The organism is Thalassotalea euphylliae (genome assembly GCF_003390395.1).
Classification (GTDB): Bacteria; Pseudomonadota; Gammaproteobacteria; order Enterobacterales; family Alteromonadaceae; genus Thalassotalea_F; species Thalassotalea_F euphylliae_C.
In genome coordinates, this window is record NZ_QUOV01000001.1 from 639,565 (window position 1) to 665,170 (window position 25,606).

Annotated in this window: 20 protein-coding genes and 1 other RNA gene; 12 read left to right on the plus strand and 9 right to left on the minus strand. The window is 43.4% G+C overall.

Annotation, left to right across the window (positions count from 1 at the left end; genetic code table 11):
* The first annotated feature begins 79 nt into the window (after positions 1 to 79).
* Positions 80 to 1,108: a recombinase RecA gene (recA, locus tag DXX92_RS02775; protein WP_115999037.1), complete on the plus strand. Its 1,029-nt coding sequence runs from the start codon at positions 80 to 82 to the stop codon at positions 1,106 to 1,108.
* A gap of 468 nt (positions 1,109 to 1,576) precedes the next feature.
* Positions 1,577 to 2,656: a hypothetical protein gene (locus DXX92_RS02780; RefSeq protein WP_115999038.1), complete on the plus strand. Its 1,080-nt coding sequence runs from the start codon at positions 1,577 to 1,579 to the stop codon at positions 2,654 to 2,656.
* Between the two features lie 116 nt (positions 2,657 to 2,772).
* Here the strand turns inward: DXX92_RS02780 and dolP are convergent, their stop codons facing one another.
* Genes dolP through DXX92_RS02800 form a run of 4 tightly spaced genes read right to left on the minus strand, consistent with a single transcriptional unit; the run spans position 2,773 to position 6,138 of the window.
* A complete protein-coding gene (dolP, locus tag DXX92_RS02785; RefSeq protein ID WP_115999039.1) occupies positions 2,773 to 3,342 on the minus strand; it encodes a division/outer membrane stress-associated lipid-binding lipoprotein in 570 nt (189 codons plus the stop codon).
* A gap of 5 nt (positions 3,343 to 3,347) precedes the next feature.
* The gene (locus DXX92_RS02790; protein WP_115999040.1) at positions 3,348 to 3,935 is read right to left on the minus strand and encodes a phosphoheptose isomerase; all 588 of its coding nucleotides are present in this window, start codon (positions 3,933 to 3,935) and stop codon (positions 3,348 to 3,350) included.
* A 15-nt stretch (positions 3,936 to 3,950) separates the two neighbouring features.
* Positions 3,951 to 4,325, minus strand: a complete 375-nt coding sequence (locus DXX92_RS02795; protein ID WP_115999041.1) for a YraN family protein — start codon at positions 4,323 to 4,325, stop codon at positions 3,951 to 3,953.
* Entirely contained in the window at positions 4,312 to 6,138 is a 1,827-nt protein-coding gene (locus tag DXX92_RS02800) for a penicillin-binding protein activator (RefSeq protein ID WP_181901678.1), read from the minus strand. The genes DXX92_RS02795 and DXX92_RS02800 overlap by 14 nt, the downstream gene beginning before the upstream one ends.
* Positions 6,139 to 6,262: 124 nt before the next feature.
* Between DXX92_RS02800 and rsmI the strand changes: the two genes are divergently transcribed.
* The 4 genes from rsmI (at position 6,263) to DXX92_RS02820 (ending at position 9,139) form a co-directional block, all read left to right on the plus strand.
* On the plus strand, positions 6,263 to 7,114 hold the full coding sequence (rsmI, locus tag DXX92_RS02805; RefSeq protein WP_115999043.1) for a 16S rRNA (cytidine(1402)-2'-O)-methyltransferase: 852 nt from the start codon (positions 6,263 to 6,265) through the stop codon (positions 7,112 to 7,114).
* 6 nt (positions 7,115 to 7,120) lie between these two features.
* Complete coding sequence (locus DXX92_RS02810) at positions 7,121 to 7,522, plus strand: hypothetical protein (protein WP_115999044.1); 402 nt, start codon at positions 7,121 to 7,123, stop codon at positions 7,520 to 7,522.
* Positions 7,523 to 7,577: 55 nt separating this feature from the next.
* Positions 7,578 to 7,959, plus strand: an RNA gene (gene rnpB / locus DXX92_RS02815) — RNase P RNA component class A.
* A 313-nt stretch (positions 7,960 to 8,272) separates the two neighbouring features.
* Entirely contained in the window at positions 8,273 to 9,139 is an 867-nt protein-coding gene (locus DXX92_RS02820; RefSeq protein WP_115999045.1) for a tetratricopeptide repeat protein, read from the plus strand.
* Between the two features lie 503 nt (positions 9,140 to 9,642).
* On the opposite strand, the gene DXX92_RS02825 is transcribed toward DXX92_RS02820, so the two are convergent.
* The 3 genes from DXX92_RS02825 to DXX92_RS02835 all read right to left on the minus strand — a co-directional run bounded on the left by DXX92_RS02825 (position 9,643) and on the right by DXX92_RS02835 (position 15,445).
* Entirely contained in the window at positions 9,643 to 10,878 is a 1,236-nt protein-coding gene (locus tag DXX92_RS02825) for a methyl-accepting chemotaxis protein (RefSeq protein WP_147301920.1), read from the minus strand.
* Between the two features lie 186 nt (positions 10,879 to 11,064).
* A complete protein-coding gene (locus DXX92_RS02830; protein ID WP_115999047.1) occupies positions 11,065 to 11,952 on the minus strand; it encodes an aspartoacylase in 888 nt (295 codons plus the stop codon).
* A 256-nt stretch (positions 11,953 to 12,208) separates the two neighbouring features.
* Positions 12,209 to 15,445 carry a VPS10 domain-containing protein gene (locus DXX92_RS02835; protein WP_428977355.1) on the minus strand — a complete coding sequence of 1,079 codons (3,237 nt, stop codon included), beginning with the start codon at positions 15,443 to 15,445 and terminating at the stop codon, positions 12,209 to 12,211.
* Positions 15,446 to 16,001: 556 nt separating this feature from the next.
* Here DXX92_RS02835 and DXX92_RS02840 point away from each other — a divergent pair.
* The 6 genes from DXX92_RS02840 to DXX92_RS02865 all read left to right on the plus strand — a co-directional run bounded on the left by DXX92_RS02840 (position 16,002) and on the right by DXX92_RS02865 (position 23,947).
* A complete protein-coding gene (locus DXX92_RS02840) occupies positions 16,002 to 18,179 on the plus strand; it encodes a tetratricopeptide repeat protein (RefSeq protein ID WP_181901679.1) in 2,178 nt (725 codons plus the stop codon).
* A 298-nt stretch (positions 18,180 to 18,477) separates the two neighbouring features.
* Positions 18,478 to 19,050, plus strand: coding sequence for a hypothetical protein (locus DXX92_RS02845; protein WP_147301921.1), 573 nt, complete (start codon positions 18,478 to 18,480; stop codon positions 19,048 to 19,050).
* Positions 19,051 to 19,058: 8 nt separating this feature from the next.
* Positions 19,059 to 19,922 (plus strand): hypothetical protein, encoded by an 864-nt coding sequence (locus DXX92_RS02850; RefSeq protein ID WP_115999051.1) that lies wholly within the window; start codon positions 19,059 to 19,061, stop codon positions 19,920 to 19,922.
* A 190-nt stretch (positions 19,923 to 20,112) separates the two neighbouring features.
* Positions 20,113 to 20,304 carry a hypothetical protein gene (locus DXX92_RS02855; RefSeq protein ID WP_115999052.1) on the plus strand — a complete coding sequence of 64 codons (192 nt, stop codon included), beginning with the start codon at positions 20,113 to 20,115 and terminating at the stop codon, positions 20,302 to 20,304.
* Between the two features lie 197 nt (positions 20,305 to 20,501).
* Complete coding sequence (locus DXX92_RS02860; RefSeq protein ID WP_115999053.1) at positions 20,502 to 21,902, plus strand: flagellin; 1,401 nt, start codon at positions 20,502 to 20,504, stop codon at positions 21,900 to 21,902.
* 269 nt (positions 21,903 to 22,171) lie between these two features.
* On the plus strand, positions 22,172 to 23,947 hold the full coding sequence (locus DXX92_RS02865; RefSeq protein WP_115999054.1) for an AMP-binding protein: 1,776 nt from the start codon (positions 22,172 to 22,174) through the stop codon (positions 23,945 to 23,947).
* Between the two features lie 55 nt (positions 23,948 to 24,002).
* Here DXX92_RS02865 and DXX92_RS02870 read toward each other — a convergent pair whose 3' ends face one another.
* Positions 24,003 to 24,635, minus strand: coding sequence for a Crp/Fnr family transcriptional regulator (locus DXX92_RS02870; RefSeq protein WP_147301922.1), 633 nt, complete (start codon positions 24,633 to 24,635; stop codon positions 24,003 to 24,005).
* Positions 24,636 to 25,146: 511 nt separating this feature from the next.
* Complete coding sequence (cynS, locus tag DXX92_RS02875) at positions 25,147 to 25,596, minus strand: cyanase (RefSeq protein ID WP_115999056.1); 450 nt, start codon at positions 25,594 to 25,596, stop codon at positions 25,147 to 25,149.
* Positions 25,597 to 25,606: the final 10 nt, after the last annotated feature.

Genomic DNA, 25,606 nt, shown 5'->3' on the forward strand with positions numbered 1-25,606 from the left:
ACACTTGATACTGTACGAGCGTACAGTATACTAAGCGCAACTTAACAAATTAACGCTATCGTATTTATTGGAGCGATAAATGGACGACAACAAAGAAAAAGCACTCTCGGCCGCGCTTGGTCAAATTGAACGCCAGTTCGGTAAAGGTTCAATTATGCGCCTTGGTGAAAACCGCAGTATGGATGTAGAAACCATCTCTACCGGTTCACTAGGCTTAGATATTGCCTTAGGTGCAGGCGGCTTACCAATGGGTCGTGTTGTTGAAATTTACGGTCCAGAATCGAGTGGTAAAACAACGTTAACGTTAGAAGTTATCGCAGAAGCACAGCGCAACGGTAAAGTATGTGCATTCGTTGATGCTGAGCACGCGCTTGACCCAATTTATGCGGAAAAGTTAGGTGTTAACATCAACGATTTACTTGTTTCTCAACCAGATACTGGTGAGCAAGCATTAGAAATTTGTGACATGCTGACTCGCTCTGGTGCGGTTGACGTGATTGTGGTTGACTCGGTTGCAGCATTAACACCAAAAGCAGAAATTGAAGGTGACATGGGTGATTCGCACGTTGGTTTGCAAGCACGTATGTTATCGCAAGCGATGCGCAAACTAACGGGTAACCTGAAGCAGTCAAACACTATGATGATTTTCATCAACCAAATTCGTATGAAGATTGGTGTGATGTTTGGTAACCCAGAAACCACAACTGGTGGTAATGCCCTTAAATTCTATGCTTCAGTTCGTTTAGATATTCGCCGTATTGGTGCAGTAAAAGCGGGTGATGAAATTGTCGGTAACGAAACTCGTGTTAAAGTTGTTAAGAACAAGATTGCACCACCATTCAAGCAAGTAGAATTCCAAATTATGTACGGCGAAGGTATCAACAACCTAGGTGAGATCTTAGATCTTGGCGTACAGAACAAGATGGTAGAAAAAGCTGGTGCTTGGTATAGCTACAATGGCGACCGTATTGGTCAAGGTAAAGCGAACGCAACCAAGTACTTAAAAGAGCACCCTGAAGTAGCGCAAGAACTTGATGGCCGTTTACGTGAGATGTTCCTATCTAAGCCAAGTGAAGCCGAAGCGGAAACTGAAGCAGAGACAGAATAGAATATTGCACACACTATAGGTGTGCTATTACTAGAGCTTCATTTAAGCGCTATTTCTAAGTGTAGAGCTCAAGCTCAGAAATAGTACAAGCCCAGAGATAATTAAAAAATCCCGCCAGTGCGGGATTTTTTGTTTTCAGCGCTAAATTACTTACGGCAGCTGATGGTTACCAATTGTGCTATGGCATGACATAACTCGACACAAACTTTTCATCAAAAACTCCTCTACTTTTGTCATAAATTTCAATATGATTCAATAGCTTCTTTGATGAAAGTTAATACTTAAGCCTGCTATATTAACGATAAAACTAACTATTCGGCTGAATCATCTAAGTAAGTAATCTACAACATGTGTTTAAACAATGCGCCAAGTTATAGGCATCAACAATTAACCTAAGGTTCTGCTAATAATACAAAGGGCTGAGCAAGAGGATAATTGTGCTGCCAGCAATATGCTGATAGGGACGTTATGAAAAAGTTTTATGCTGCTGTGCTGTTAACGGCAGTACTTACAGGTTGCGATACCGCAAATCTCCACCTTACCGAACAACAATATGAAGACGCGCTAGACAATGGCGACATTGTTACTCAACTCACCTTACTTGACGAGCTATACCAACATGCGCCTGAGGTTTATGCGCAAGATTATGAAGATAAACAAGCGTTAGGTGCAGTGATTGAACAGCTCATGGCAAACCCGAAAAACTTTGCAGGCATTAGCGACGAGCAATTGTCATTGGTCATTGATTTTGCGCCTAGTTATCAGCCCTTTTCATACGCGGCGATGCATTTAGCTGAAAAGCAGCGAATTAAAGGCAATATTCAAAATGCGCAGAACAAGGTAGCTTTGCTTAAGAAGGGGCTATTAGAGAAATTAAAAAAAACACCAAGTCATATTGACGCTTACGAAACTCAAATCACTTTAAAAGGCATAGCGCCGTATTTTCTTCAATCACAGTATGCTCGCAACTTACTTGGTAGCTATCGTACTGAAATACTCAATAGTTATCAGCTTAATGCAATTGTTAATGGCTTAAGTAATGTTCATAGTATCAATCAAGAGCAAATACGTTTACATCGCTTTTTAGTTAAGCTAACGCCCGAAAAAGTAGAGGCATTATCTGCAAGTATTCGCCAAGAGCAAGCGGATATCCAACGTATTTTAGTTTGGCTTTACAAGCAGCAAGTTGAACAGGGTATAGCAACTGCTAGCCAGTCAAATGATTACTTACTTTCGCTACTAAACAACCGCTATGGTCGTCAGCGACTAGATTCGGTGTGGTTAAATGTGGTGGAGCCAAAAGCTAAAAAAGCGGTGATGACCGCGAAAGAGACATACTTGAGTGATCTAGACTTGATTGCGACTAAGATTTACCGAGTGGCGGGTGACAATAACCAACTAAAAGCGCTTTATAAGCAAACACTTGAATTAGACGCTAAGTTGTTATCGCTAATGTGGCCTCCCAACGGTCTGATTAATTTCAAAGACAGTTCAATAAAAACGAAAGCTGAGTTAGCGGCATCTTTTTCCGTGATTCAACAACTTTAATGACCTGTAAAAAGGAAAAAACCGTCATAGGCTATGACGGTTTTTCGCAACTTATTTAGCGTGTGCTAGGGCTAAGGGTTTAGGGTCTAGAGCCCTGGGCTAAAACTAGCCTCGCCTTATTGGTACTCAAACGCTTTAACGACGCGATTGACACCACCGATATTGCGAGCGATATTCACCGCTTGATCTGCTTCGCCACGGCTTACTAAGCCCATTAAAAAGACCTCGGCGTTTTCCGTGACCACTTTAATATTGTTAGCGTCTACTTTATCGCTTTTAAATAGTGCCGTTTTAACTTTCGAAGTTAACCAAATATCGTTAGATTTAGTCGCCACTGAGACGGTATTACCGAGACGAATTTGATTGTGAATTTGCACGACACCTGTCACTGATTTGAGGATTTTCAATGCCTCATCACGTAAGTAGGTATTTGGGGCCTGCCCAACGACTAATACAGAGCCGTTCATGCTGGTGATTTGCAGGTTAGTGTTGTCACTAATGCCTTTATGTTCAGCAAGCTTTGCATAGCCTTGTAATTCGATATTTTGATCATCAATTTGGGCGCCGACTGAGCGATTATCTGCTGCCACGGTTGCACCACCAACAACACCAACGACCGCGGCAGCGACACAGCCTTGTAGCAACGAAGCTGCGGTAATGAGCGCAGCTAGTTTATGAAGTTTCACGAGAACTACTCACCTTGTGGAAATAATGTGCTATCGATAATTTCGCATAAACAATGAATAACTAGCAAGTGTACTTCTTGAATACGTGCTGTACGCGGTGATGGAACGCGAATTTCGACGTCATTTTCACCAAGCAGGCCAGCAATATCACCACCATCACGACCAGTTAACGCGATAATTGGCATATCACGGGCAACAGCCGCTTCAATTGCTTTGATGACGTTTTTTGAATTACCACTAGTCGATATTGCTAGTAGTACATCACCTTCATTACCAAGGGCTCTTACTTGCTTAGAGAACACCTCATCGTAGTGGTAGTCATTAGCAATAGAAGTAATTGTTGAGCTGTCTGTGGTTAATGCGATCGCAGGTAAACTTGGACGCTCTGTTTCATAGCGATTTAATAGCTCTGATGAAAAGTGCTGAGCGTCGCCAGCAGAGCCACCGTTACCGCAACTTAGAATTTTTTTACCGTTAAGTAGGGATTGTACCATCACCATACCTGCCTGCTCAATAGGAGCCGCCAACGCTTCACTTGCAGCGATTTTGGTTTGAATACTTTCGGTAAAATTACTTTTGATACGCTCTAACATAAGAGTAATGGTTCCTTAAAAGGCATTTTTTAGCCAGGTTATATTCGGTTGTTCAATTGGCCCTTGCAGGGCAACCACATCGAAACGACATGGCGTATTATATTCATTTAATTGTGCCTGTTGGAGATAAAAAGAGGCGCAAAGTTTCAATTTTTGTTGTTTAGCAGCAGAAATGGCGGCAATTGCGCCGCCATAGTTTGCTTGTTTGCGATATTTTACTTCAACGAATACGAGTACATCGTCATCTTGCGCAATAATATCGATTTCGCCATATTTGCTGCTAAAGTTGCAGGTTAAACAATTCAGCCCCTGTTGGCGCAGGTAGTGCGCAGCTAGTTGTTCGGTTTGCTCACCAATGTTTTTGGTGGTGAGTTGTTTAATCCATCGCAATTTGTTGCACACTATCCTTGTTGTAGCGGCCCCATAATAGCGTACGCGTTAATATCTGATTTGCAGCAAGCTGTAAGGTGCCTACCTGCCCATAGTGGCGCACATACGGGTACTTTTGCATTAAGGCTAACTTGTTCACTAATGCGAGTGAGTCGTAACCCATTGCGAATATTCGTTGCAGGCTATCACTGCGGGTTGGAAAGAGTTGCTTAGTGACTTGCATTAGCGGTTTGTTTTGCGCTTGGCTCGCTAACAGCCAAGGCATTTCGGTGAAGCTCATGCCTGCAAGGTCGCGCGTATCTCCTTCATCAACCGCGAGGCTATGACTGCGACTACTGGCATAGATTGGAATAGTGTCTGCAAATGGGCTAATGCTCACATCAATATGCGGTTTTAGAAGTCGCGTTTGCGTTGCTGAACCGACAATATAAATCATATCTATATCGCGTCGGTTGCGTGTTTCGGCCTTAATTGTGTGTTTGATTCGACTGTTCAAGTCATCGATGCGCGCCTTACTTTGAAAAACGCCAAGCGCAGATTTCAGCATCGTTTGCATTTTCTTGCCTTTACTGAATGGCATTAATTTAGGCGCATAACCAGTAACACGCTGCCACTCATCAACAAACGCTGTGGCAATGCGCTGACTTACTTGGTCTTGATGCACTAAGACAATCGGCATTTGGTAATCTTTACGCGCTAATGTTGCCGCCGCTTGCACGGCCTCATCTTCTGGACGCATTGAAATGGCAAATTGATTTTCGCTTAGGGTATGTTGCGCTGAAACGTTCAGCAATAGGCTTGGAATTGTGATGTCATCAATTGCTAGGTATTGATTGACCCGCTCTCTTAACAAGGGGCCGATGACGTAATCTATTTCTAGTGTCTCTAACGTCGATTTTAGCGTGGTCCAGTCGAGGGTTTCTGAATCAAAGAAATGTAACTTAGTGATACTTTGCTCTTGATACGCAGCTAAAATACCTTGCTGTGCTGCGCTACCAGCTGCTTGCTGTCTGCCTGATAAAGGCAGAATCACTGCGATACGCTGAGCCCCCAGTGGGTAGGCTTTTTCTTTGTTAAGTAATTGACCTACTAAATTATTGGCGGGGTGAGTTGGGAATTGTCTGCGCCACTGCTGTAAATAGCGGTGAAAGGCAGACAAGTCATCGCCAAAACGATGAGCGTATTTCGTTAATTGTACCCAGCCACTTAGGTAAGGTGCTTTGTTATTATCAAGTTGGCTCAATTGCCAAGAAGAAAGCTGTTGAAACGCTTGCCATAGCGCCTCAATCTCTTCTTCACCGGCCTGTGGATTCATCGAAAATGCAAATAGCTGAGCGTCTAAAGCATCAAGGGTAAACCCTCGCGCTAAATTAACTTGGTGTGCTAACCGATAGTATTTGACGTCGAGATCAGTATTTACCGACTGTGCCTTAACTAACTGCTGCCAAGCTAAATCAATTTGTTCTAGCTCTAATAGTGCTTGCGCCTTAACGATTAACAAGCGGTATTCTTGCTGACCCGATGTCTGTGCTTGCAGTTGATTTGCTAACCAAAGCGCTTTTAATGGTTGGCCTTCAGCTAACTGGTAATCACTTGCGGTAATAAGAGAATTTAAGGCTTGCTTTCCCGTTTGCTCTTTACTCTGTCGAATAAAGTAACTTGCACTTTGCTGCTCAGGCTCGGCTGTTTTTGCAACTTCAGGCTGTTGCACAATTTTAGTTGTTTTAGGAGCTGCGCAACTTGCTAGAAACGCAACAATAACGGCGCTTAACGTAAGTTGGAGAATAGAGAACCGATGACTTTCTGACTTCACTACTTGGAAATCCGTGGGTTTAAGTATGAGTTTATAATAAACTTCATCCTAATGACTCTCAACCACTGCATCACTTGATGCGCAAGTTAACGCATCACCTGATATAAAGCATAGCGGTAAATAAATGACAGAATTTCAAATAGTGCCCGGTACGTTATACGTAGTCGCAACGCCAATTGGCAACTTGGGGGATATGACTCAACGCGCAATAGACGTGCTGAGCCAAGTTGACTTGATTGCTTGCGAAGACACGCGCCACACACAAAAATTGCTAACAGCGTTTAGTGTTAAAGCCAAAACATTTTCGCTGCACGATCACAACGAACGTCAGCGACAAGAACAGATTGCCAACTGGTTGGAAGAAGGAAAAAGCATTGCTCTAGTATCCGATGCGGGTACGCCTTTGATCAGTGATCCTGGTTTTCATATTGTCCGAGGGTTAAAACAGCAATCGCTACCTGTGGTACCAGTGCCTGGGGCATGTGCGGCAATCACTGCTTTGTCGGTTGCAGGCTTGCCAACGGATCGTTTCGCGTTTGAAGGCTTTTTACCGTCGAAATCAGGCGCACGTCAAAAAGTATTAGGCGAGCTAAAAAACGAAACTCGTACTATGATTTTTTATGATGCACCAAGGCGCGCACTCGACACCTTGCAAGATATCGTTGAAGTGATGGGCGCTGAGCGCCAAGTAGTCATTGCTCGTGAGCTAACCAAAACCTTTGAAACGATAAAAGCAGATAGTGCAGGTAATTTTGTTGATTGGCTTAGCCAAGATCCTAATCAGCTAAAGGGAGAAATGGTGCTGATGATCGAAGGTTATCAGCCAGAACCAGACAGTATTTCTGCAGAGGTTGAAAAGACATTGAAGCTGCTGATTAAAGAATTACCACCGAAAAAAGCTTGTGCAATTGCTGCTGAAATTTATGGCCTTAAGAAAAACAAGCTTTACGATTTAACCTTAGCGATGAAATGGTAAGCGCTTATGAATATACATGGTGAATGCGAAGTAAATCGCCAAGGTAACATGTTATTTGGCACCTTAATTGGCAGCTTCAATGAAGATGGCATCACTTTGTATATTCAACAAATGCGTGAACAAGTGGAAGGATATAACGGTCAACCATTTGTTGTGCTCGTCGATTTAACGCGAGTGGAAGGTGGCACACCTGAAGCTTATCAGATCCTTGATAATTATAATCGGTGGCTGGCTACACAATCTATCGCAGCTAAAGCGTTACTTTATGATAGTGCGGTTCAGCCTGATATTTTGTTTAGCCGCTCCCCTTCATTAGATCTGCAAAACACCAAAATATTTACCGATAGAGTTGAAGCTATCGCTTGGCTACATCAACAACTTGATAGTGCTATTTTGAATAAACAATGAGCTTAGCTCAATAAGTTGCTTTAATTTGTCGGTAAGCTTGATGTAGAATACGCGCCGAGTTGGCCAGACAATCGCTGCCAACACTTATTTATAAGTGTTGGGGGAGGAAAGTCCGGGCTCCAAAGAGCAGGGTGCCAGATAACGTCTGGGCGGCGCAAGCCGACGACAAGTGCAGCAGAGAGAAGACCGCCGATCGCTGGCAACAGCACAGGTAAGGGTGAAAGGGTGCGGTAAGAGCGCACCGGGCCACTGGTAACAGTCGGCAGCAGGGTAAACTCCACCCGGAGCAAGACCAAATAGGGTTCCTTATGGCGTGGCTCGCGTTGGAACCGGGTAGGTTGCTTGAGCCTTAGCGCGAGTTAAGGCCTAGACGAATGATTGTCGCTTTCCTATATATAGGATAGACACAGAACCCGGCTTATCGGCCAACTCACATATTTCACAAGCCCTTGCAGCAATGCAGGGGCTTAATCATTTCAAAGCGGTTTCTTTCAGCGTTATCAAAGCTCAAGCATGCCACATGCAAATGCGTTTTTGGTTAGTTCATATAGCATATTTTTCTTTGCACCCAGGTGATTAGCATATTTTAATTTTGGTCGCTAGATGATAAGTTGATACTGTTTTTGAAGTGAATACTGAAGTTTGAAGCGGCCTCTAATTGACGTTCATTTCAGTTAACTGCTTGTTGATGGTTAGTAAACGTTATCACTTCAAATATACTCTATTAGCTGCTTGGAAGGGATCTCACGCATGTTTAAAAAATCACTACTCACTTTTTTCTCCGTTTTTCTCTGCTTTAATTCACAAGCTGTAAATATTGTCAGCTCGCCAAAAAGTAGCGAGCTTAGTGCTTGCCAAACGGAACTGTGCCAAACCTACTTTCACAAATTTAAATTGGCGGCTAAAAGAGGACACAGTGAAGCCTATACAACACTAGGTCAGTTTTATTACAACGGTTACGGTGTAGAGAAAGACGAAGCTCAGGCACTGAAATACCTCAAAAAAGCGTCTAAATATGGTGAGCCTGCTGCGCAGTATAAAGCTGGATTAATTCACTTAATAAGTGAACAGCATTTAGATGCCAAAGAATCAGTAAAGTATCTAAAGAAAGCCGCATTTAGAGATTATAAAGACGCCAATATTCTGCTTGGTGTACTTCATTTCAACAATCAATTTATTGAGCAAGATCTCGCTATTTCAGATAGCTACTTGATCAGAGCTTATCGCGAAGAGCACCCAAAAATTCCTGAAGTCATTAATGCTTTAGAGCGTCAAGGGCTTTTCAACCAAACTAATTTTCCGATGCTTTTTGCTACGACGTTAACGGATAAGTTAGAGAAAAATGCTCAAAATGAGTTTGTTTGGCCAAAAGATGAGGATATTGAAGTGATTACGGTTACCTCCCCGCCGATCACTGATATTTTGGATCAGCAATTACTTAGCTATCGAAAACATATCAAAACAACTGGCTCAAGGCTTAAAGGTAAACAATGTGCAACGTCTATAGGTTGTCATATAGCCATTGGGCGACAAGGGCTTGAAGGGTTTCCAAGTTCTTTCCTTGGCGTTAGAGATGCTACTGGCTCTGGTGGTCTTTCTGCTCGGTCTTCATTTTAAAAATTATTAGTGATAAAAGCGCTATTGCAAAACCTTTTGTTAAGTTTTTGGGATCAGAAAAAACTCCTTTATGAGATGAATCGCAAATGAATAGAGCGCTTGCTTCAGTTCTTGAGCCAAGCGCTTTTGTTTACCAAGAAGTTTTTCAAACCTTCTTGGGCATAATGGCACTGCCATCGTAGCACTATTTTAATTTCAATGCTTAGAGCCATTGTATCCAAATTAAGTTAGACTCAGGAATGTGGATGTCCAAGATTATTGAAATGCCCATATTCTCTCAATGTTTTGATGTTCAAATGGCACTGATTGGGAAGTTGTGTAGTGATAGAAAACTATTTTACTTTTTGAAGACGATGCAGATATCCTTAACTAATTCATTTTATTTGACTTAGTCGAATGATTTTCTGAAATTAAATAGCCTCAGTTAGCTGACCTGCCGACTCAAAAATTCATTTGCCGCTCGATACTAGCTATCAAGCGACATATAACTTTTTTAAGCAGGATTACCTAGCAAAGCGAGATAGTCGGTTTTGGGTTTGTTCGGCTTGTGTTTGTGCCACTTGTGCTTCGTTATTGGCTTGCTGCATTTGTCCTTGTAAGGTTTCACTCAAGCTTGAGATGTTTTCAACGTTGCTGTGGGTTTGAAGGTACTGTGCGTTGAGCTCGTGAATGGCATCACTGATGGCATCAAACTCTTTGGTGTTGGCATTAAAGTCAGTCATCATTTGAGCAAACGTTGAGTTGGTTTCCTCAATGGTATTATGCGTTTGCTGCGATTGGTCAACTAGCTTGTCAGATTCCGTTTTAGTGTCAGTGACCAAACTGTCCATATCGTTAATAAACGAAGTAATCTGCTGGGTTGCGTCAGCAACTTTAGAGGAAAGCGAGCGCACTTCATCAGCTACTACGGCAAAACCTCTACCTGCATCACCCGCTCGCGCTGCTTCAATTGCAGCATTCAATGCCAGTAGGTTGGTTTGGTCGGCAAATTCTTCCACCATTTTAAGGATGTTACGGATATTACCAGCATTTTGCTGTAGGCCGTCAACGGTTGTTGCGAACTGGCCAAGTAAGGCACCGATTTGTGCAGTTTGCTCTTGTATTTGGGTCAGCTGCTGGTTTGCTGACATCGCTTTATCTAAGCTCGATTTGTTGCTGGTTGCAACCGTTTCTGACGCATCAACAATATGGCTGATACTGTTGTTGATATGGTTACTGGATTCAAAAATTTGCTCACTGAGCTGCTTTTGAGAATTCGCTTTGTCGTTGGCAACAGCGACTGCGTGAACAACGCTGTCGGTAGCACTATTGGCTTGCTCTGAATTGCTGTGAATGGTGTTAAGTAGCTCAGATAAGTTGGCAACAAAGGTGTTGTAACGTTCAGAAAGTTGGCGAAATTCGTCATGAGTGAATGCCGGTAGCTGAGTGGTTAAGTCACCATCATGGGAGTTAATGTTTTGTAAGCTGGCTAAAATCGCTTTAATTGGCCTAACAAATAAGTAGTGCAAATAGAACAGGGTAAAACCGAAGGCTAAAAAGCTGAGGGCAAACAGCGTTTTACCCCAAGTTAAAATAGTTTCTGTTTGCTCGGCAGAAGCGCCATCTAATTGTAGAAATAAGACAAACGCAGCGATTTGAAATAAGAGTAGAAAACCTATGTTGCCGATGATTTTTCGCGACAAGGTATAAAAAAAACTCGTTTCAATAAACGAATATAACTTCCAAAATCCTGAACCCATAATACCTTTCTCTACTTTATGCTTGGCTGATGTAAATTTGCCCAAATGATGAAAAATTGATTAGTGCCTTTGGTTTTCAGCCGATTAATAAGACTATCAAATTCTAGATGTGGCAAGTATAAACGTCCTACTTGTTCCCGAAAAGTCTAATAAAATTTTGTTGTCGAGCAAGTAAGTCATCACGCTTTAATCAAGCGTAATGGTAATTTTCTCAGCCAGTGACATCGCTAGGTTGTTGTCGTAATACGCTGCTTCATTAATAAAGTGCGGATAGGCTTTATATTCACCTTGGTAAGTAATTTCACCGCCATCAAATAGGGTGAAAATAGGGTCGCCTTTGGTTAATGGTTTAAAGTCATTGTCTTGCACGTTTTTGTGCACCATACCAATACGCTCGCCGTCTTCATCTTGAGGTAGTGTGAGGCTTTCTGTGTATTTGTAGGCGTCATAACTAGCAGGCAGTTCAGGCAACTGGTTGTTATTGTAGAGTGCGACAAAATCTAAGATGGTTTGCGTCATGGTCTCCATCCAATCGAGCACGTCTTGGCGTATCACCGATTGCGGCTGAGGACCAATTTCAACAATCACCCCCTGTGGTGCAATGGATGCCAAGAAGTAATGTTCTTCCATCGACACCTGATCTTCATAAACAACAATAGCTTCAGGCATTTTCGACAATACGTAAGCACCCATTTTTTTATTAAAATCATCCGATTTTAATAGGATCAGGGTTGGCCCCATGTTGCTGGTGGTATTGTGTAAATCAATCACAAAGTCGGTTTTTGAATTACCTTTTGGCCCAAGCTGAGCATTAATCACTTTAGCACGGCTTTGTTCGTAGTTCGCCAAGGCTGGATTGGCGAGATCTTCAAGCGTGAACTGTCGGTTAAGGTCGCAGTCTAGGTAGCGTTTGTTTTCTTCAAAGCCCTTTGGGTTGGCGAATAAGGTTTCGACGTTAAGCCCTTCTCTGGCGAGTAAATCAGGGGATTTTTGCCATTTTCTTAACAGGTAAATTCCACTGAATTCGTTACCGTGCGTACCACCGACTACGGCAACTTTGTTGATTTTTTTCATTAGTTAAGGCGTCCCTTATTCGATTGAGCGTCTGCTGAGCTCTTATCTTACTCATGCTGATGAAAATTAACATGAGTAAGCCGTTATTTTCTATATCAATTTGCAAGGTGAAGACAGGAGGCAAGCTTTGTTGATATTTGTTGATAAGCGTATGGGCATAAAAATGGCGTCTAATGTAGACGCCATTTTTGATTACTCACCCGTCTCAAATTGGTGAGAGGAGGTTAAGCAGTAAAAAGCTTTCAGCTCAACCGAACTATTGTGTGATAAGTGCAGAGCCAACCGTCCAAGGGGCACCTGCCTCACTCATTGCTTTCTGTAATGCTGGAATTGTCGTGACTTCCAGCACATTCAAGCGCTTGGTTACCGAATTTAGGCCTTCAAGTGCATAACCAAATTGCTCGCGATGCTGCTTAGTAGGGCCATAAGACGAGCGTACTGCCGACATGGCGTAACCTAAGCGGCTAGCGATATTGGCTGGTTTCGCGCCTTTGCGATCACGTGATTTCAAGCCAGTTAACTCAAGATTGATGGCGTTAATTTCTGCCTGAATGTCAGCATATTGTCGCTCTAATGCTGCAATATTGTTAGGCGTGCGATCAATGGCTGTGCGAATCGCTTCCATCTTCTTGGTAATACCTTTAAGTACGGCACTTGCGGCTGAAGATTGACGCTCTGCTGCAACCACATCTTGGCCGAACTTAACGATTTCATCTTGTGAATTACCACTAATTGCCGCGTCAAAAATAGGTTTAAGATCAAAGGCTACAGGGCTAGCAAGTTGACTAATTTCACTGCCGACGCGCTGATATAAAGTCGCTGTGTATTTACCTGGCGATGCCATTAAACCCTTAGCAAGTGGGTGCCAAGGCGATTGTTTCTCGCCTGTAACCGCAGTGCTTTTAGCGTAGGTCATATCCCAAGTGATACGGTGTAAACCTTTTGTTGTTTTACCTGCAACGCGGTTAACAAATTGGCCGTTTGCGTCGGTAATTTCAAGGTAAACAGCAGGTTTAGCTTCTTGATTTTCTTTTTCAATCGCTTCCCAGCTTGGGTATTTAGGATATTTCTTATCTTTCACCATTTTCTTTTCAGCAGCTTGGCGCTTTTCTTTTGCCGTGAGTAAGCTGTCTTTCAAGAAGTAGGTGAGCGTTGCACCGTGCGCTGGGTTTTTCGCTGCATAACGGTCATCACCGTCAGATCTTGCATGATTCGTATCTAACGAGAACCATTTGACTGGGCGGCTTGGCGCAAATAATAGTGCGTCTTGCTCCATCGCTTTTTCAGTGAGATTACGCAGCGGTGCATAGTCATCTAAAATGTAGATACCACGGCCAAAAGTACCGGCAACTAAATCGTTTTCACGGCGTTGAATTTTTACATCGCGAGTTGAAATAGTTGGTATGCCGCCGTTTAGCTCTAACCACTTCTTACCACCATCAACCGTGAAGAAAACACCGAATTCAGTACCAATAAACATCAGGTCTTTATTCACGTGATCTTGCACAATGCGCCACACTAAGTGTTTCTCTGGTAGGTTTTTGGCCAGCGATGTCCACTTCTTACCTAAGTTAGTGGACTTGATTAAGTAAGGCTTAAAATCACCGTATTTATGGTTATCAAGTGCCACATAAACCGTGTTTGGATCGTAAAGGTCGGCGCGGATATCGTTTACATAGGCAGTCGCAGGTACACCGCGTACTTTACCTAAGTCAATTTTCTTCCACGTTTTACCACCGTCAGTGGTGACTTGAATTAAACCGTCGTCTGTACCGACCCATAAAATGTTCTCATCCACTGGGCTTTCTGAGAAATTAGCAATGGTGTGATATTCCGACATCGCGTAAATATCCCAGCCAGCTTCTACCGACCAAGTACGACCCATCATTGGGATGTGCATGCGATTACCGTTTTTAGTTAAATCACCTGAAACGGGTGTCCAACTGTCGCCGCGATCATCTGAGCGCCAAACGCGCTGTGAAGCAAAATAAAGGCGCTTTGGATCATGCGTAGAAACATTGATTGGCGCATCCCAGTTGTAACGCTCGGCTGGCTCACCCGGACGAGGCTGTGGCTTGATATAAACATTTTCACCCGTTTTCACGTCGCGGCGGTTCAGGTTACCTTGTTGCCACTGTGAGTACATAATATCAGGGTTGCCCGGCTCTGTTGCTGGTTGGTGGCCGTCGCCGCCAAGTGTGAGGAACCAATCTTTGTTTTTAATGCCTTCTGCACGCGCAGTGCGCGATGGGCCACCTTGTGTTGAGTTATCTTGTGCGCCGGCATAAACATTGTAAAAAGGTTCTGCATCGTCAGGAGCGACTTTGTAGAACTGGGTTAATGGCAAGTTGGCGATAAAGCGCCAGTGCTCCATGCGGTCGTGTGACATGTAAATGCCGCCGTCTGAACCAATTAAGACAAAATCAGGATCGGTTGGATGGAAGGCAAATGCGTGATCGTCAACGTGCTTGCGTTTGGTGCTAATAGGTGTCCAAGTTTTACCGCCATCATCTGACACTTTTGAGTAGTTACTGGCGATGTAAACGCGATCAAATTGATGCTGATCGGCAAAAATTTCTTGGTAGTAGTGTGGGCCTGTGCCACCACCGACTTCGTCAGACATTTTCTCCCAGCTAGCACCGCGATTTGCTGAGCGGTAAAAACCACCTTTGCGGTTGTCGGTTTCGATAGTCGCGTAAACCACATCTGGATTCGTTGGCGAGATTGCCATACCAATTTTACCCATGTTGCCTTTTGGCAGGCCTGTTTTTAGTTCTGTCCATGTTTCGCCGCCATCGTCTGATGTATGAATACCAGAGCCTGGGCCTGTACCTACGTAAATTGCAACTTTACGCTGGCGTGACCAAGTAGCAGCGTAAAGCTTGTCAGGGTTACGTGGGTCAATCAAAAGTGAGGTAACACCCGTCCATTCGTCTTCAGGCGTTAATACTTGCTTCCATGTTTCACCACCGTCAGTGGTTTTGTAAAGGCCGCGTTCGCCGCCGCCCGTCCACAATGGACCTTGCACTGCCGCCCAAACAACATTGGAATTGGTTGGATGAACGATGATATCGGAAATGCGCTCAGATTTTTTTAAGCCCATGTTTTTCCATGTTTTACCGCCGTCGAGCGACTTGTAAATACCATCGCCGAAGCTGATATGGCGGCCACCGTTATTTTCACCGGTACCTACCCAAATAATGTCTGAGTTACTTGGATCGATAGTGACATCACCTGTTGAGTAAACCGCTTGCTTGTCGAAAATAGGTGTCCAAGTTGTACCAGCATTAACCGTTTTCCAAATGCCACCTGAGCCTACCGCGGTATACCAGGTAGACGGATTGTTTTGGTCGACGGCAATGTCAGCAATTCGACCCGACATATAAGCGGGGCCGATGTTGCGCATTTCCATCGCATCAAAGGTTTTACTAGTAAAAAGGGAACCGTTTTTTGCGTCATCCGACTTGGCTGAGACGCCAGCGGCAGACACCATCAAAGAGGCAGCTATCGCTGCTTTGAGTAGGTTTTTCATGTTTCACCGAGTTTATCGTTATTTTTTGTTACAAAGTAACACTAGTTTGAAATGATTCTCTGTTCAAGCGCAGAAGCGTTTAGGTAACAGATATTTGCGTTAAGTAGCGACCCCAAAACGCGTAATTTTACTTTTTATTGGCTCTTAAATACTCAACAATATTTAGTAAAGATATATTTTTCAATAGATTAAGTGCTAAAAATTGGTATCCATATTTCTTGCACATTTTGCCGCTATGTTATTAATCGCTCTTTCTTATCGCATAGGCTTCGTTATGTACTTGCTGCGAGTGGAAGCGAGCGAAGGAACCAAACTAATATTTACGAGTCATCACGCATTATCAACTAAAGGCATCAATTTGTATTTCATACAGTTAACGCAGCGCATATTGAGTATTCATGGTCGCTCTTCACGTCTCTTTTTTCTTGTCTTTTGGCTTGTCTCTTCGTTTCTATGCAGCACCATGATATTCACTAGCGTGCTGTCTACCAAGGTACTCGCTAGTGAATCTGCAGCTATGTCTGCAAACATAAACGCAAACACGAACACAAACACAGAGACGACTATTGTAGATCTGCCATCATCAGCCATTAAAGCGCAGTTGGCGAAAATTGAAGGAGCAGACTTGAGCGCCGAGCAAGCTGTGATGGCGTTAATTGCAGAATTAAGTGGCGAAGATAGAGTCTATGCGCAGCTAAAATTGGTCGGTATTTATCGTCGCAGTGCACAAGTTGAAAAAGCTAGTGCCTTGTTACTTGAATTAAACAAAGCCGCAGCACACTTTAGCAATGAATTGCAGTTGGAAGTTGTGATCAGCGGCGCGCAGCTTGAACGCAAGAAAAATAACTATGTGACTGCCGCGACGATGCTTGAAACTAAAGGGATACCGCTCGCTGGTCAAAATACAGGTTTGCTAGCGCGTATTTATCAACATACAGGAAGGTTTTTCCGCCTGGACAAACAACATGCTGAAGCTGAAAAGTATTACTTGTTGGCATTAGAAAATTATCAAGCGCTAGGTGATGAATTAGAAATTGCACGTATGTATGGCTCTTTAGGGGTGTTGTATGAATCACAAGATGACTTGGTGCTCGCCGCTGAATATCAAATCAAAGCCATGAAGCTATTTGAGCGAATCGGTAATGCGCAAGACCAAGCCAGTAGTTATTTCAATTTAGGTGAACTGTTCTACCGCTCAGAAGATTACGATAAGTCACTATCTTTTTATCAGCAGGCGCTAGAACTCGATAAAAAGCTCAGCGACGCAGAATATATTGGTTACGACTATCATCGAATTGGCTCTATTTACATGGCGCAGCAAAAGCTTGATGAAGCGCTGGATGTTACCCAAAAAGCGATCGATATCTTTGCTGAAGGGGCTTTCCATCAGGTCCTGTCTCGATCGTATGTTCAGCGGGCGCAAATTTTGGACAAGCTCAATAATCAAGAGGCCCGTTTAGCCAGCTTGCTATTGGCTGAAAAAACAGGACAAGTCTCTAAAGCTGATTTCCAAATGAGGTCAGTATGGCACAACCTTGGGGTTTATTACTTTGATCATCAAGCATTAACAGAGGCAGAGCATTACGTCAGCAAATCCTTGGCAATATCAAAAAAACTTGAGCTTTTTAAAGACCAGCTCGATGACAACAGGCTACTCAGTGAAATTCATCATCAACTAGGCCAAGACTCCCTCGCCCTCACTCATTTAAAGGCTGCGTATGAGCTCAAGCAAAAAATAGATTCAGAGCTGCGTATTAAAGAACTAGAAAAGCACAAGCGCGATATCAACTTGCTGAAACAGCAAGTGAAAGTCGCGAAATTGGAAGAGGCCAGTAAGCAATCGGAACTAGAAGTGGTTGCACAGAAAAAAGTCACGGAAAAAGTGACTTTGCTCACTTTGGGCTTGGTGGTGCTATTTCTGCTAATTTTCTATGTGCTACATCAGCGGCGCAAACTTGCGATGATTTCTGCCAGCTTGTATGAAGATGCACTACAACAGAAAAATCAGCTACTTGCCGATGTTTCACACGAGCTGCGCACACCGTTAACTGCCTTGAAACTGCAAGTAGATGCGCTGCGCTACAACTTGGTGGATGATGTGGAGCTGAGCTATCAAAAACTCAGCAACAAAATAACCGATCTAAGTCATTTGATTCGCGATATTTATGAATTAGCGGTTTCAGATGTGTATGGTTTGTCTATCAATACGCGGCAGCTCGATATTTCTCCTGTGCTCAAGCAGTGGAGCAGCGAGTTTGAACAATATGTGATCGGACACGAGCTGCAATGGCATGACGACATCGTTTCAGCGCCTGCTTGGGTAGCCATTGATCAAGATCGCATTAAACAAGTGTTGGCGAACCTGATTAACAACAGTGTTAACTACACCGATAGCTACACCGATAAACCAGGTCGAGTTGAATTAAAAGTTTGGCAAGCACATGGGCTGGTGCATTTGCGCGTACAAGACACTTCGCCTTCAGTGCCAGAAAGTGAGTTTGTTAAAATTTTCGAGCGTTTATATCGGCTTGAAAAATCGCGAAATCGGGCGACCGGTGGCTCTGGTTTGGGGCTTGCGATATGCCAAAATGTTATCCATGCACATCAAGGTACCATTGAAGCAAAACAAAGCGCATTGGGTGGTGTCGCTATTTTGATCACTTTGCCACTCATTGATCACTTTGCCACGCCATAGCAAACGGCTTGTTTGTTCTTTGATAACCCTCGGCGAACAACCTTTTATGAACAAAGCTGTGCTTTTGCCACTTATAGCAGTGCTGCTTGTTTCTGCCTCATAGATAACCGCACTATTTTTATTGGCGCTTCCTTTTCTCTAGAAAAACAAACGAGAAGCCTATCCATATTTCCTCCCTATTTGCAGTTTATAGTCCTAGGCAAAATACGAGTCTACCCTTGGAGCTACTGTTATGGACTGGCTTTTGTTCAGCATAATCATCTTAATAATAATTGCCGTTTTGATTGATTTATATCTGATGAGACAAAGTCGCTATAAGCTCAATCACGATATAGTTCTTAACTCTTCAATAGCCGACCTAGCCAAAATTAACCAAGCTAGCCAAGCCAAGGAAGTCTATCAATATACAAATGCTCTAGCTGAGCAAACCGTTAATCAAAACCTGGAAAACATTAGTTCGCAACCTTTGCAAAGTGCGTTTAAGAAAAAAAATACAATTGCTAAGAACAGTACTAGAAAAAGCGATATTAACGCCGATGAGCTTGATGCAGATGAAGTTTTAAGTCGTATTTTCACCATAGCTCGCCCCGATACCAATAATTGCCTTGAAGTACTGATGATGCTGGAGCAGTTGGCTGGCAAGGTGACACCAGAGCATCTAAAAAAATTAAAGCTTCTGTTTAACGTGTATGGTTCAAATAATCATTTGTTTGACGAAGGTTTAGTGAAAGTTGTTACTACTTGTTGTAGCTGCCGCGCTAAGTTTGAGTTACTTGAGCACATTTTTACCGAAAGCGAGTTTTACCCTTATGTTGACCGCTCGCTTGAACTCGATTCATCCGCAACAAAAACTCGATCAAAAGTGCAGTAGGATAAGTGATGAGCGAGGAAAGACTATTCATTTTTGGGATTAAGCTGTTGAGCAAATGTTTTCCCGAATATGCTTACGGACTAGTTAAGCGCAAATTACTCACCCCACGCTCTTCAAGCGTGCGTTGGACTAAGGAGAGCAAGCGAAAATTATATCGTACTAAATATGGTTGTATTCGCACTTACACTACCGGCGATAACAACAGTAGAGGCGAAAGCCAAGGTGACACAGAGAGTCCGTATATATGGTTAGTGCACGGTTGGGGGAATGCGCATCAGTTTACTCCGCTTATAAAACGCTTGGTTAAGCAGGGCTATACTTGCATCGCCATTGAATTTTTACCAGAGCGAGGTGGTCATAGCAAAACCGGACATAACCATAGTCAAAGCCGAAGCGAGCAATTTGTCTCTCTACCCAATTGGAGTAATGCGCTTGATATTGCATCACGTTATTTGCCAGCACCATCACATGTGATTACGCAAGGAGTTGGTACCTCAATTGTCGGCAACAGCATGTGGTTTTCCCGCTATCAAGGCAAATTAACCTTGGTTTCGCCAGTACTTGATTTCTACCAAAGGTTACAGCAGTTTATTCGTGAAAACCGCCTACCGAGTATGTTGCTTGCACGCATGGAAAAAGAGGTGTTCATCAACGATAGAGTGCGTTTGAAGGCGCTTTCAGTGACACGAGCAATAGATAATTTTGCTGGTCAACTTGCGGTGTTTTACAGTCAGGTAGATGGCACTTCAACGGTTGATGAAATTCACGCGCTAGCACCTCGCAATAATCGAAAAATCGTTGAATTTAAGGGTTCATGCACCAATCGTATGATTAATAGCCGATCGTTATTCTCGAATGTTAGCGAATATTAGTGAACGTTAGCGACTATTGGCTAACACCTGCGAACATTAACGAACAAGCGCCAAGCCAGCCAGTTAATCGATTTCACGGATATTAATAGCGGTAACCAGCTATAAAGCAAGCGTGAGTGTTTTTGTGCCTGCAGCAAGCTGCGCACAGCAGAGCAATACCTCATCTTTGGCCACTTAGCTCATTCGACTTATGTGGTATCAGGTAGGCGAAGCATTTGCAACAGGCCAGCTTAAGCGAATACTAACTGACTTTGAGGAAGATGATTTACCTGTATCCATTGTTCATGTTGAAGGGCGTCAAGCCAACGCCAAAATTTGGACTTTTATTGATTTGGCGGCCGAGCCATGGCGTGCTAACCCATATCTTCAAGGTGAGGTTTAACAAAGTTCAACCCCCTCCTAAATTTTTGTCTTTATTGCCATTTTTCAATAGTAGAACACATGTAAAGGATTTCTTTATCGGTTAATTCTACATTGGTATAGCTCGTGCTTTACCAGCATTACTTAGATTTCTGTCAATTTTTTGAATCGTTTTGAAAAGGTAATGCAACTTGGACTCGGCATAGGGTTTAGTGACTGATGTTTGTTAATACCAACACGTCAGCACTCAACGCTATCAATCAGCTTAACACTAATGCTAATCGGCTAGAAAAAAGCTATGAAGCGCTTTCATCGGGGAAGAGAATAAACTCTGCCGCCGACGATGCTGCTGGTTTGCAGATCTCTGTACGGCTTACCGCCCAGTCGAATGCATTAACACGCATTGAGCAAAATATTAACGATGGCATTAGTTATGCGCAGGTGGCTGAAGGTGCGTTGGCTGAGGTGTCAAATATGGCACAACGCATGTACCAATTAGCAATTCAAGCGGCAAATGGCTCGCTTACGACAACCGATAAGCAAGCACTAGATGTTGAATTTCAAGGGTTAAAGCAAGAAATAAATCGCATCGCTAACGAAACCGAAATTTTTGGCAGATTCCCGCTACTTGGTGGTGACAACGTACCTTCGCTCGGGGATATTTTTCCCATCAGTGGGGGAAGTGGTACGTTTAGCTCTGGTATCCGTTCGTTTGCTGCAATCCCTGCTGGCTCTAACAATATCAGCTTAACACTTGATTCACTTGGATTAGATGATGACATCCAAATATTTACACAGGATGGTAGGCATTTGGTGGGTACCGATTTAAATGATAATAGCTGGCAAAATAACGCTGACAATATCCCTATTAGTACACCGCAAGATGTCGAAAATAATTTATTTACCCCGCCAAACGGTTTCCCCCCAGGCGCGAGTTATGACGCGAGTAATTTAAACTCAGGTGGGCCCGTTTACTCGCCTAGCGCGGCGAACAGTACTAGCTACAATGGTATGACGATAAGCTTTGGCGGAGACGGTGATCGTACTTCTCCCGCTGATGGAAATAATGATGGTGTTAATACCGGAGGAACGCTTATTGAAGCGGTTCATATTGATACCACGACAGAGCCGCTCTATGTGGCGGTAGTCGGTAGCGGGAGTTTTGACCTCACCGTGAATTATAGCAACCTAGGGAACACGGTTAATAACGATGAGCCGTTTAAAGTGTTTGTCGCGACCACACCTGACGGAAACAATGACGATTTTATTGATATCGAAAAAACTGCCAGTTCATCGGTTGATTTGGGCATAGCCCCCTTAACCATTGCCAGTGCATCAGGTGCTCAAACAGCAATTAGCGCGCTGCAAAATGCGTTAAACACGATTGCTGGCTATCGCAGTGAATACGGTGCGTCGATAAACGTGTTGTCGAGCGCCGCTCGAACTTCAATGAATTCACATGAGAATATTGTTGCCGCCACTTCTCGCATTCAAGATACCGACTATGCCAGCGAAACGGCAAAATTAGCCAGAGAGCAAGTTTTGCAACAAGCATCACAATCGATTTTGTCGCAAGCTAATATCCAGCCAGAATTAGCGCTGTCACTGCTTAATCAATAAACGAGTCAATAAACGAATCCGTACGCGAATAAATAACTGAAAATAGTTGGTTTTTATTTGTAAAACCAAGGCTTTCTACCAATATTATTCTTTCTTTTCTCCACCATTTATTTCCTCGTTAGAAAGCATTAGCCGATAGCGATTGCAGCGCGAGCAAACCAAACGCTTGCCGTTACTTGCTAACAATTGCATTAACATTTGTTAATGACCCTAGTTTCAATAACACTCAGTATGTTTCTTAAAATATTAAAAAGAAACGGGGAGAGTTCATGTCACATTCCGCATCACCAGCACCGATTGATATGCCAAGCGTTTATCATTTATTGCAACACGTTTGTCAGCAGCAGCCTAACGCTAAAGCATTCACCTTAATTAAACAGTTAGCGTCAGAGCTAGTCGACGAAACCGTTAGTTATCAAACATTTCTTGATAATCTGCATCGCACCGTCAGATTAATTCGTCATCATGTTGGCCTCTCTGAAGACAGCAGTGAGCGCCCTGTGGTTTCTTTCTTACTGCCGAATATTTCCGAAGCTCAATATATTCTATGGGCAGCGGAAAGTTGTGGCATTGCTAACCCGCTAAACCCACTGCTAAGTGTTGATGCACTCACCGTGTTAATGGACAAAGCAGAAACCGATATTATTTTCGCATTAGGGCCAAACCCTCGAACGGACTTTTGGCAAAAGGCACAAGCTGCCGCCGCAAAATCTGCTCGCGATATTAAACTCGTCCCCGTGGTTTTTCCTGCTGATGAAGCCCCAGCATTTAGTGCTCAGCTAAGCGATTTTGATGCGGCTGTGTTACCTCAGCATTGGCTGCCAATACAAACTGATGTTGCGGCCTATTTTCATACCGGTGGAACAACCGGCTCGCCTAAGTTGGTAGTACAAAGCCAAGCAAACCATTTAGCTACAGCCAACGCTTTTGTTGAAGCGATGCAAGCAAGTGAAAAAGACACGTTAATTAATGGTTTACCGGTATTTCATGTTGCCGGCGCACTCGTGCTTGGCCTCGGCGGTTTGGCGGCCGGTATTCATACTGTGTTTCCGACCATGGCTGGATTTAGAGATCCGCAAGTTATCAAACAATACTGGCAGTTGGTTGAGCGTTATCAAGCAACGCTAGGTGGTGCAATCCCAACCTCTGTTGCAGCGCTAACTAGCGTGCCAATCGACAGCGATATTAGCTCTTTACGCTACTTACTTTCAGGAGGTGCTTCACTGCCAGAGAGTGTTGGACAAGACATCACTAAACTGACTGGCCTTGAGCTTTATCAAATCTATGGTATGACCGAAACGTCAGGCGTTATTGCCATGCCGCATTTAGATGCACCCTCTAAGTTGTTGAGCGCAGGCTACAAAGCGGCTGGAATGGAAATTGCCATTGATGAGCTAGCACCTGATTCAGATGGTGTCGGCGAGATATGTGTACGCGGCCCTATGGTTTTTGAAAACTACCTTGGCGTTTCGGAATCTCCACTCACTGACGGTTGGTTTAGAACCGGTGATTTGGGGTATTTAGACGACGAAGGCAGTTTATTTATTACTGGCCGTTCTAAAGATTTGATTATTCGCAGTGGGCATAATATTGACCCTGTGGTGATTGAAAGTTGTTTAGAGGAGCACCCAGCGGTGTCACTGGCAGCAGCCGTAAGTAAACCAGATGCCTATGCTGGTGAATTGCCTGTGGTATACGTGCAATTGCATGAGGGAGCAGATGTCAGTATTGAGGAATTAATGGCCCATGCTAAAGAACATATTGATGAGCCACCGGCACAGCCAAAGGCGATTACTTTGCTTGATGCATTACCACTAACGGCAGTGGGTAAAATTCAAAAAACGGAATTGCGCGCTCTAGCTGCTGCATCAGCGGTAAAAGAGCAGTTGGCAGAGCAAGAGCCGAGTGTTGCTGTTGATATTACGGCGAAAATGCTGAGCTGCGGTAAAGTGTCGTTAGATCTTTCAACATCTGAGTCTAGCGAGTCTTTAGCCCAAACATGTCATCATTTAGCGGAAAGCTTAAATCTTGAAATTAACCTTTAAGTTACTTGAGGTTTAAAACATAAAGGCTAAACGTTAAAGGCATAAAAATAGCGCATTAATTTGCGCTATTTTTACGTTTAAGACGTGATAGGGAAACCGCATCCATACTCAGGTATGAGGCAATGTGATATTGCGGAATTTGCCTGTCAATTAGCCAAGCTTCATTTGCCATCAGCCATTGATACCGCTCTTCTGCATTGCCCGTTAGCAAAATTCCTTCACGTTGCTCATTTCTGGTAAATAACTTAATCGTGAGATTGTTTAGAAATCCCATAATTTTCGGGTGTGCTTTGATCAGGCGATTAAAGTCATCAATTGCGATTTTATATAGCGTGCAAGGCTCAATTGCTTCAACGGTAAATTGACTGGGTGAGTCAGTTAAATAGGCTGACAACGAGCCAATTGGGTCGCCTTCTTTAAAAAACGCTTTATTCCACTCTTTGCCGTCAGGAGAAATATAAAAAAAGCGCACCACACCTTGCTTGATAATATAAAAGTGGGTTTGCTTTTCGCCAGCTGATAGCACTTGTTCACCCGCTGCTATGGTCACCGGCTTGGTGATTGCGTGCCAAGCCTCCCATAAACTGTCATCCATAGTGACAATAGGGCTAAGCAGTTGTTTCAAGGCTTGGTACGGCATAGTAATAGACTGGTTAAATGATTGTGATGTATTGAAAAGTTTCAACAAAACGAGAACCTAACCTCTAGTCTAACAAACTCATATTCGATGAAGAACACTTTTTGATGAGCTTGGCATAAGGTTCGGGTTTATCAAAAATCCTATAAAATGCGGCTTTGAGATGCTGTTAACAATTGCCTAAAGGCCGCATTCTTATAAGATTCAACTTGTTGATGGTGAGTGGCTAGGGCGTGTTGATCTTTCAGGGTTGTTTTTGCAGCAGTCTGTTTGGGTTTTATACAAGGCGGCACTTGTGCAGTGTAGTCATTCTCCATAAATAAGTGCCAACACAGTAGAAAATTCAAACAGACGCTGCCCCTTTATTTTATGTTGAGGGGGTTCATCTAAACGCTTCCTGCTCATTGTTGCTCGATTTTTACATACGACGGCATGGATGTAGGAGGTAGAGCGACTCAGGAGACAAAGCCGAGAACGACTATGCGACAAAGCGAGCGCCGCGATCAGAAAGCGTTTAGATTGAACAAAATTCAATCTCGAAAGATCAACACGCCCTAGTTGTTTAATAGGTTTTATACGGCAGGAATTTGCCCGATAAAACAACATTGACACGATCGCCAGCAGGGTTTTCTTCCCGTTGAATATCCATCGAAAAGTCAATCGCGCTCATAATACCGTCGCCAAACTCTTCATGAATAAGTTCTTTAATGGTACTGCCATAAACATTAACGACTTCATACCAGCGATAGATTAAAGGGTCTGTTGGTAAAGCCGTTGGCAAAGATCCCTTGTAAGGAACAATTTGCAGCCAAGCAATGGCTTCGTCACTTAGCCCGAATATCTCACCTACTTGCTCTGCTTGCGCTTTGGTAAAGGTCATTTGTCCTAAGCATGCTGCGGTTGTCCATTCTTTCGAAAGGCCTATCGCAGCCGCTACATCGCTCCATTTGATGTTAGTTTGCACTTTGTGCGCGACTATCATTGCGGTAACTTCTTCTCTACTTGTGATCATTTTACTTTCC

What these genes read in the sequence shown, in the direction of transcription:
- DXX92_RS02780 (WP_115999038.1), top strand. Translation starts at nt 1,577, where the DNA reads ATGAAAAAGTTTTATGCTGCTGTGCTGTTAACGGCAGTACTTACAGGT.
- DXX92_RS02845 (WP_147301921.1), top strand. Translation starts at nt 18,478, where the DNA reads ATGAGACAAAGTCGCTATAAGCTCAATCACGATATAGTTCTTAACTCT.
- DXX92_RS02825 (WP_147301920.1), bottom strand. Translation starts at nt 10,878, where the DNA reads ATGGGTTCAGGATTTTGGAAGTTATATTCGTTTATTGAAACGAGTTTT.
- DXX92_RS02820 (WP_115999045.1), top strand. Translation starts at nt 8,273, where the DNA reads ATGTTTAAAAAATCACTACTCACTTTTTTCTCCGTTTTTCTCTGCTTT.
- rsmI (WP_115999043.1), top strand. Translation starts at nt 6,263, where the DNA reads ATGACAGAATTTCAAATAGTGCCCGGTACGTTATACGTAGTCGCAACG.
- DXX92_RS02830 (WP_115999047.1), bottom strand. Translation starts at nt 11,952, where the DNA reads ATGAAAAAAATCAACAAAGTTGCCGTAGTCGGTGGTACGCACGGTAAC.
- DXX92_RS02850 (WP_115999051.1), top strand. Translation starts at nt 19,059, where the DNA reads ATGAGCGAGGAAAGACTATTCATTTTTGGGATTAAGCTGTTGAGCAAA.
- DXX92_RS02865 (WP_115999054.1), top strand. Translation starts at nt 22,172, where the DNA reads ATGTCACATTCCGCATCACCAGCACCGATTGATATGCCAAGCGTTTAT.
- cynS (WP_115999056.1), bottom strand. Translation starts at nt 25,596, where the DNA reads ATGATCACAAGTAGAGAAGAAGTTACCGCAATGATAGTCGCGCACAAA.
- DXX92_RS02840 (WP_181901679.1), top strand. Translation starts at nt 16,002, where the DNA reads ATGTCTGCAAACATAAACGCAAACACGAACACAAACACAGAGACGACT.
- DXX92_RS02790 (WP_115999040.1), bottom strand. Translation starts at nt 3,935, where the DNA reads ATGTTAGAGCGTATCAAAAGTAATTTTACCGAAAGTATTCAAACCAAA.
- DXX92_RS02810 (WP_115999044.1), top strand. Translation starts at nt 7,121, where the DNA reads ATGAATATACATGGTGAATGCGAAGTAAATCGCCAAGGTAACATGTTA.
- recA (WP_115999037.1), top strand. Translation starts at nt 80, where the DNA reads ATGGACGACAACAAAGAAAAAGCACTCTCGGCCGCGCTTGGTCAAATT.
- DXX92_RS02835 (WP_428977355.1), bottom strand. Translation starts at nt 15,445, where the DNA reads ATGGTGTCTGCCGCTGGCGTCTCAGCCAAGTCGGATGACGCAAAAAAC.
- DXX92_RS02860 (WP_115999053.1), top strand. Translation starts at nt 20,502, where the DNA reads ATGTTTGTTAATACCAACACGTCAGCACTCAACGCTATCAATCAGCTT.
- DXX92_RS02855 (WP_115999052.1), top strand. Translation starts at nt 20,113, where the DNA reads ATGTGGTATCAGGTAGGCGAAGCATTTGCAACAGGCCAGCTTAAGCGA.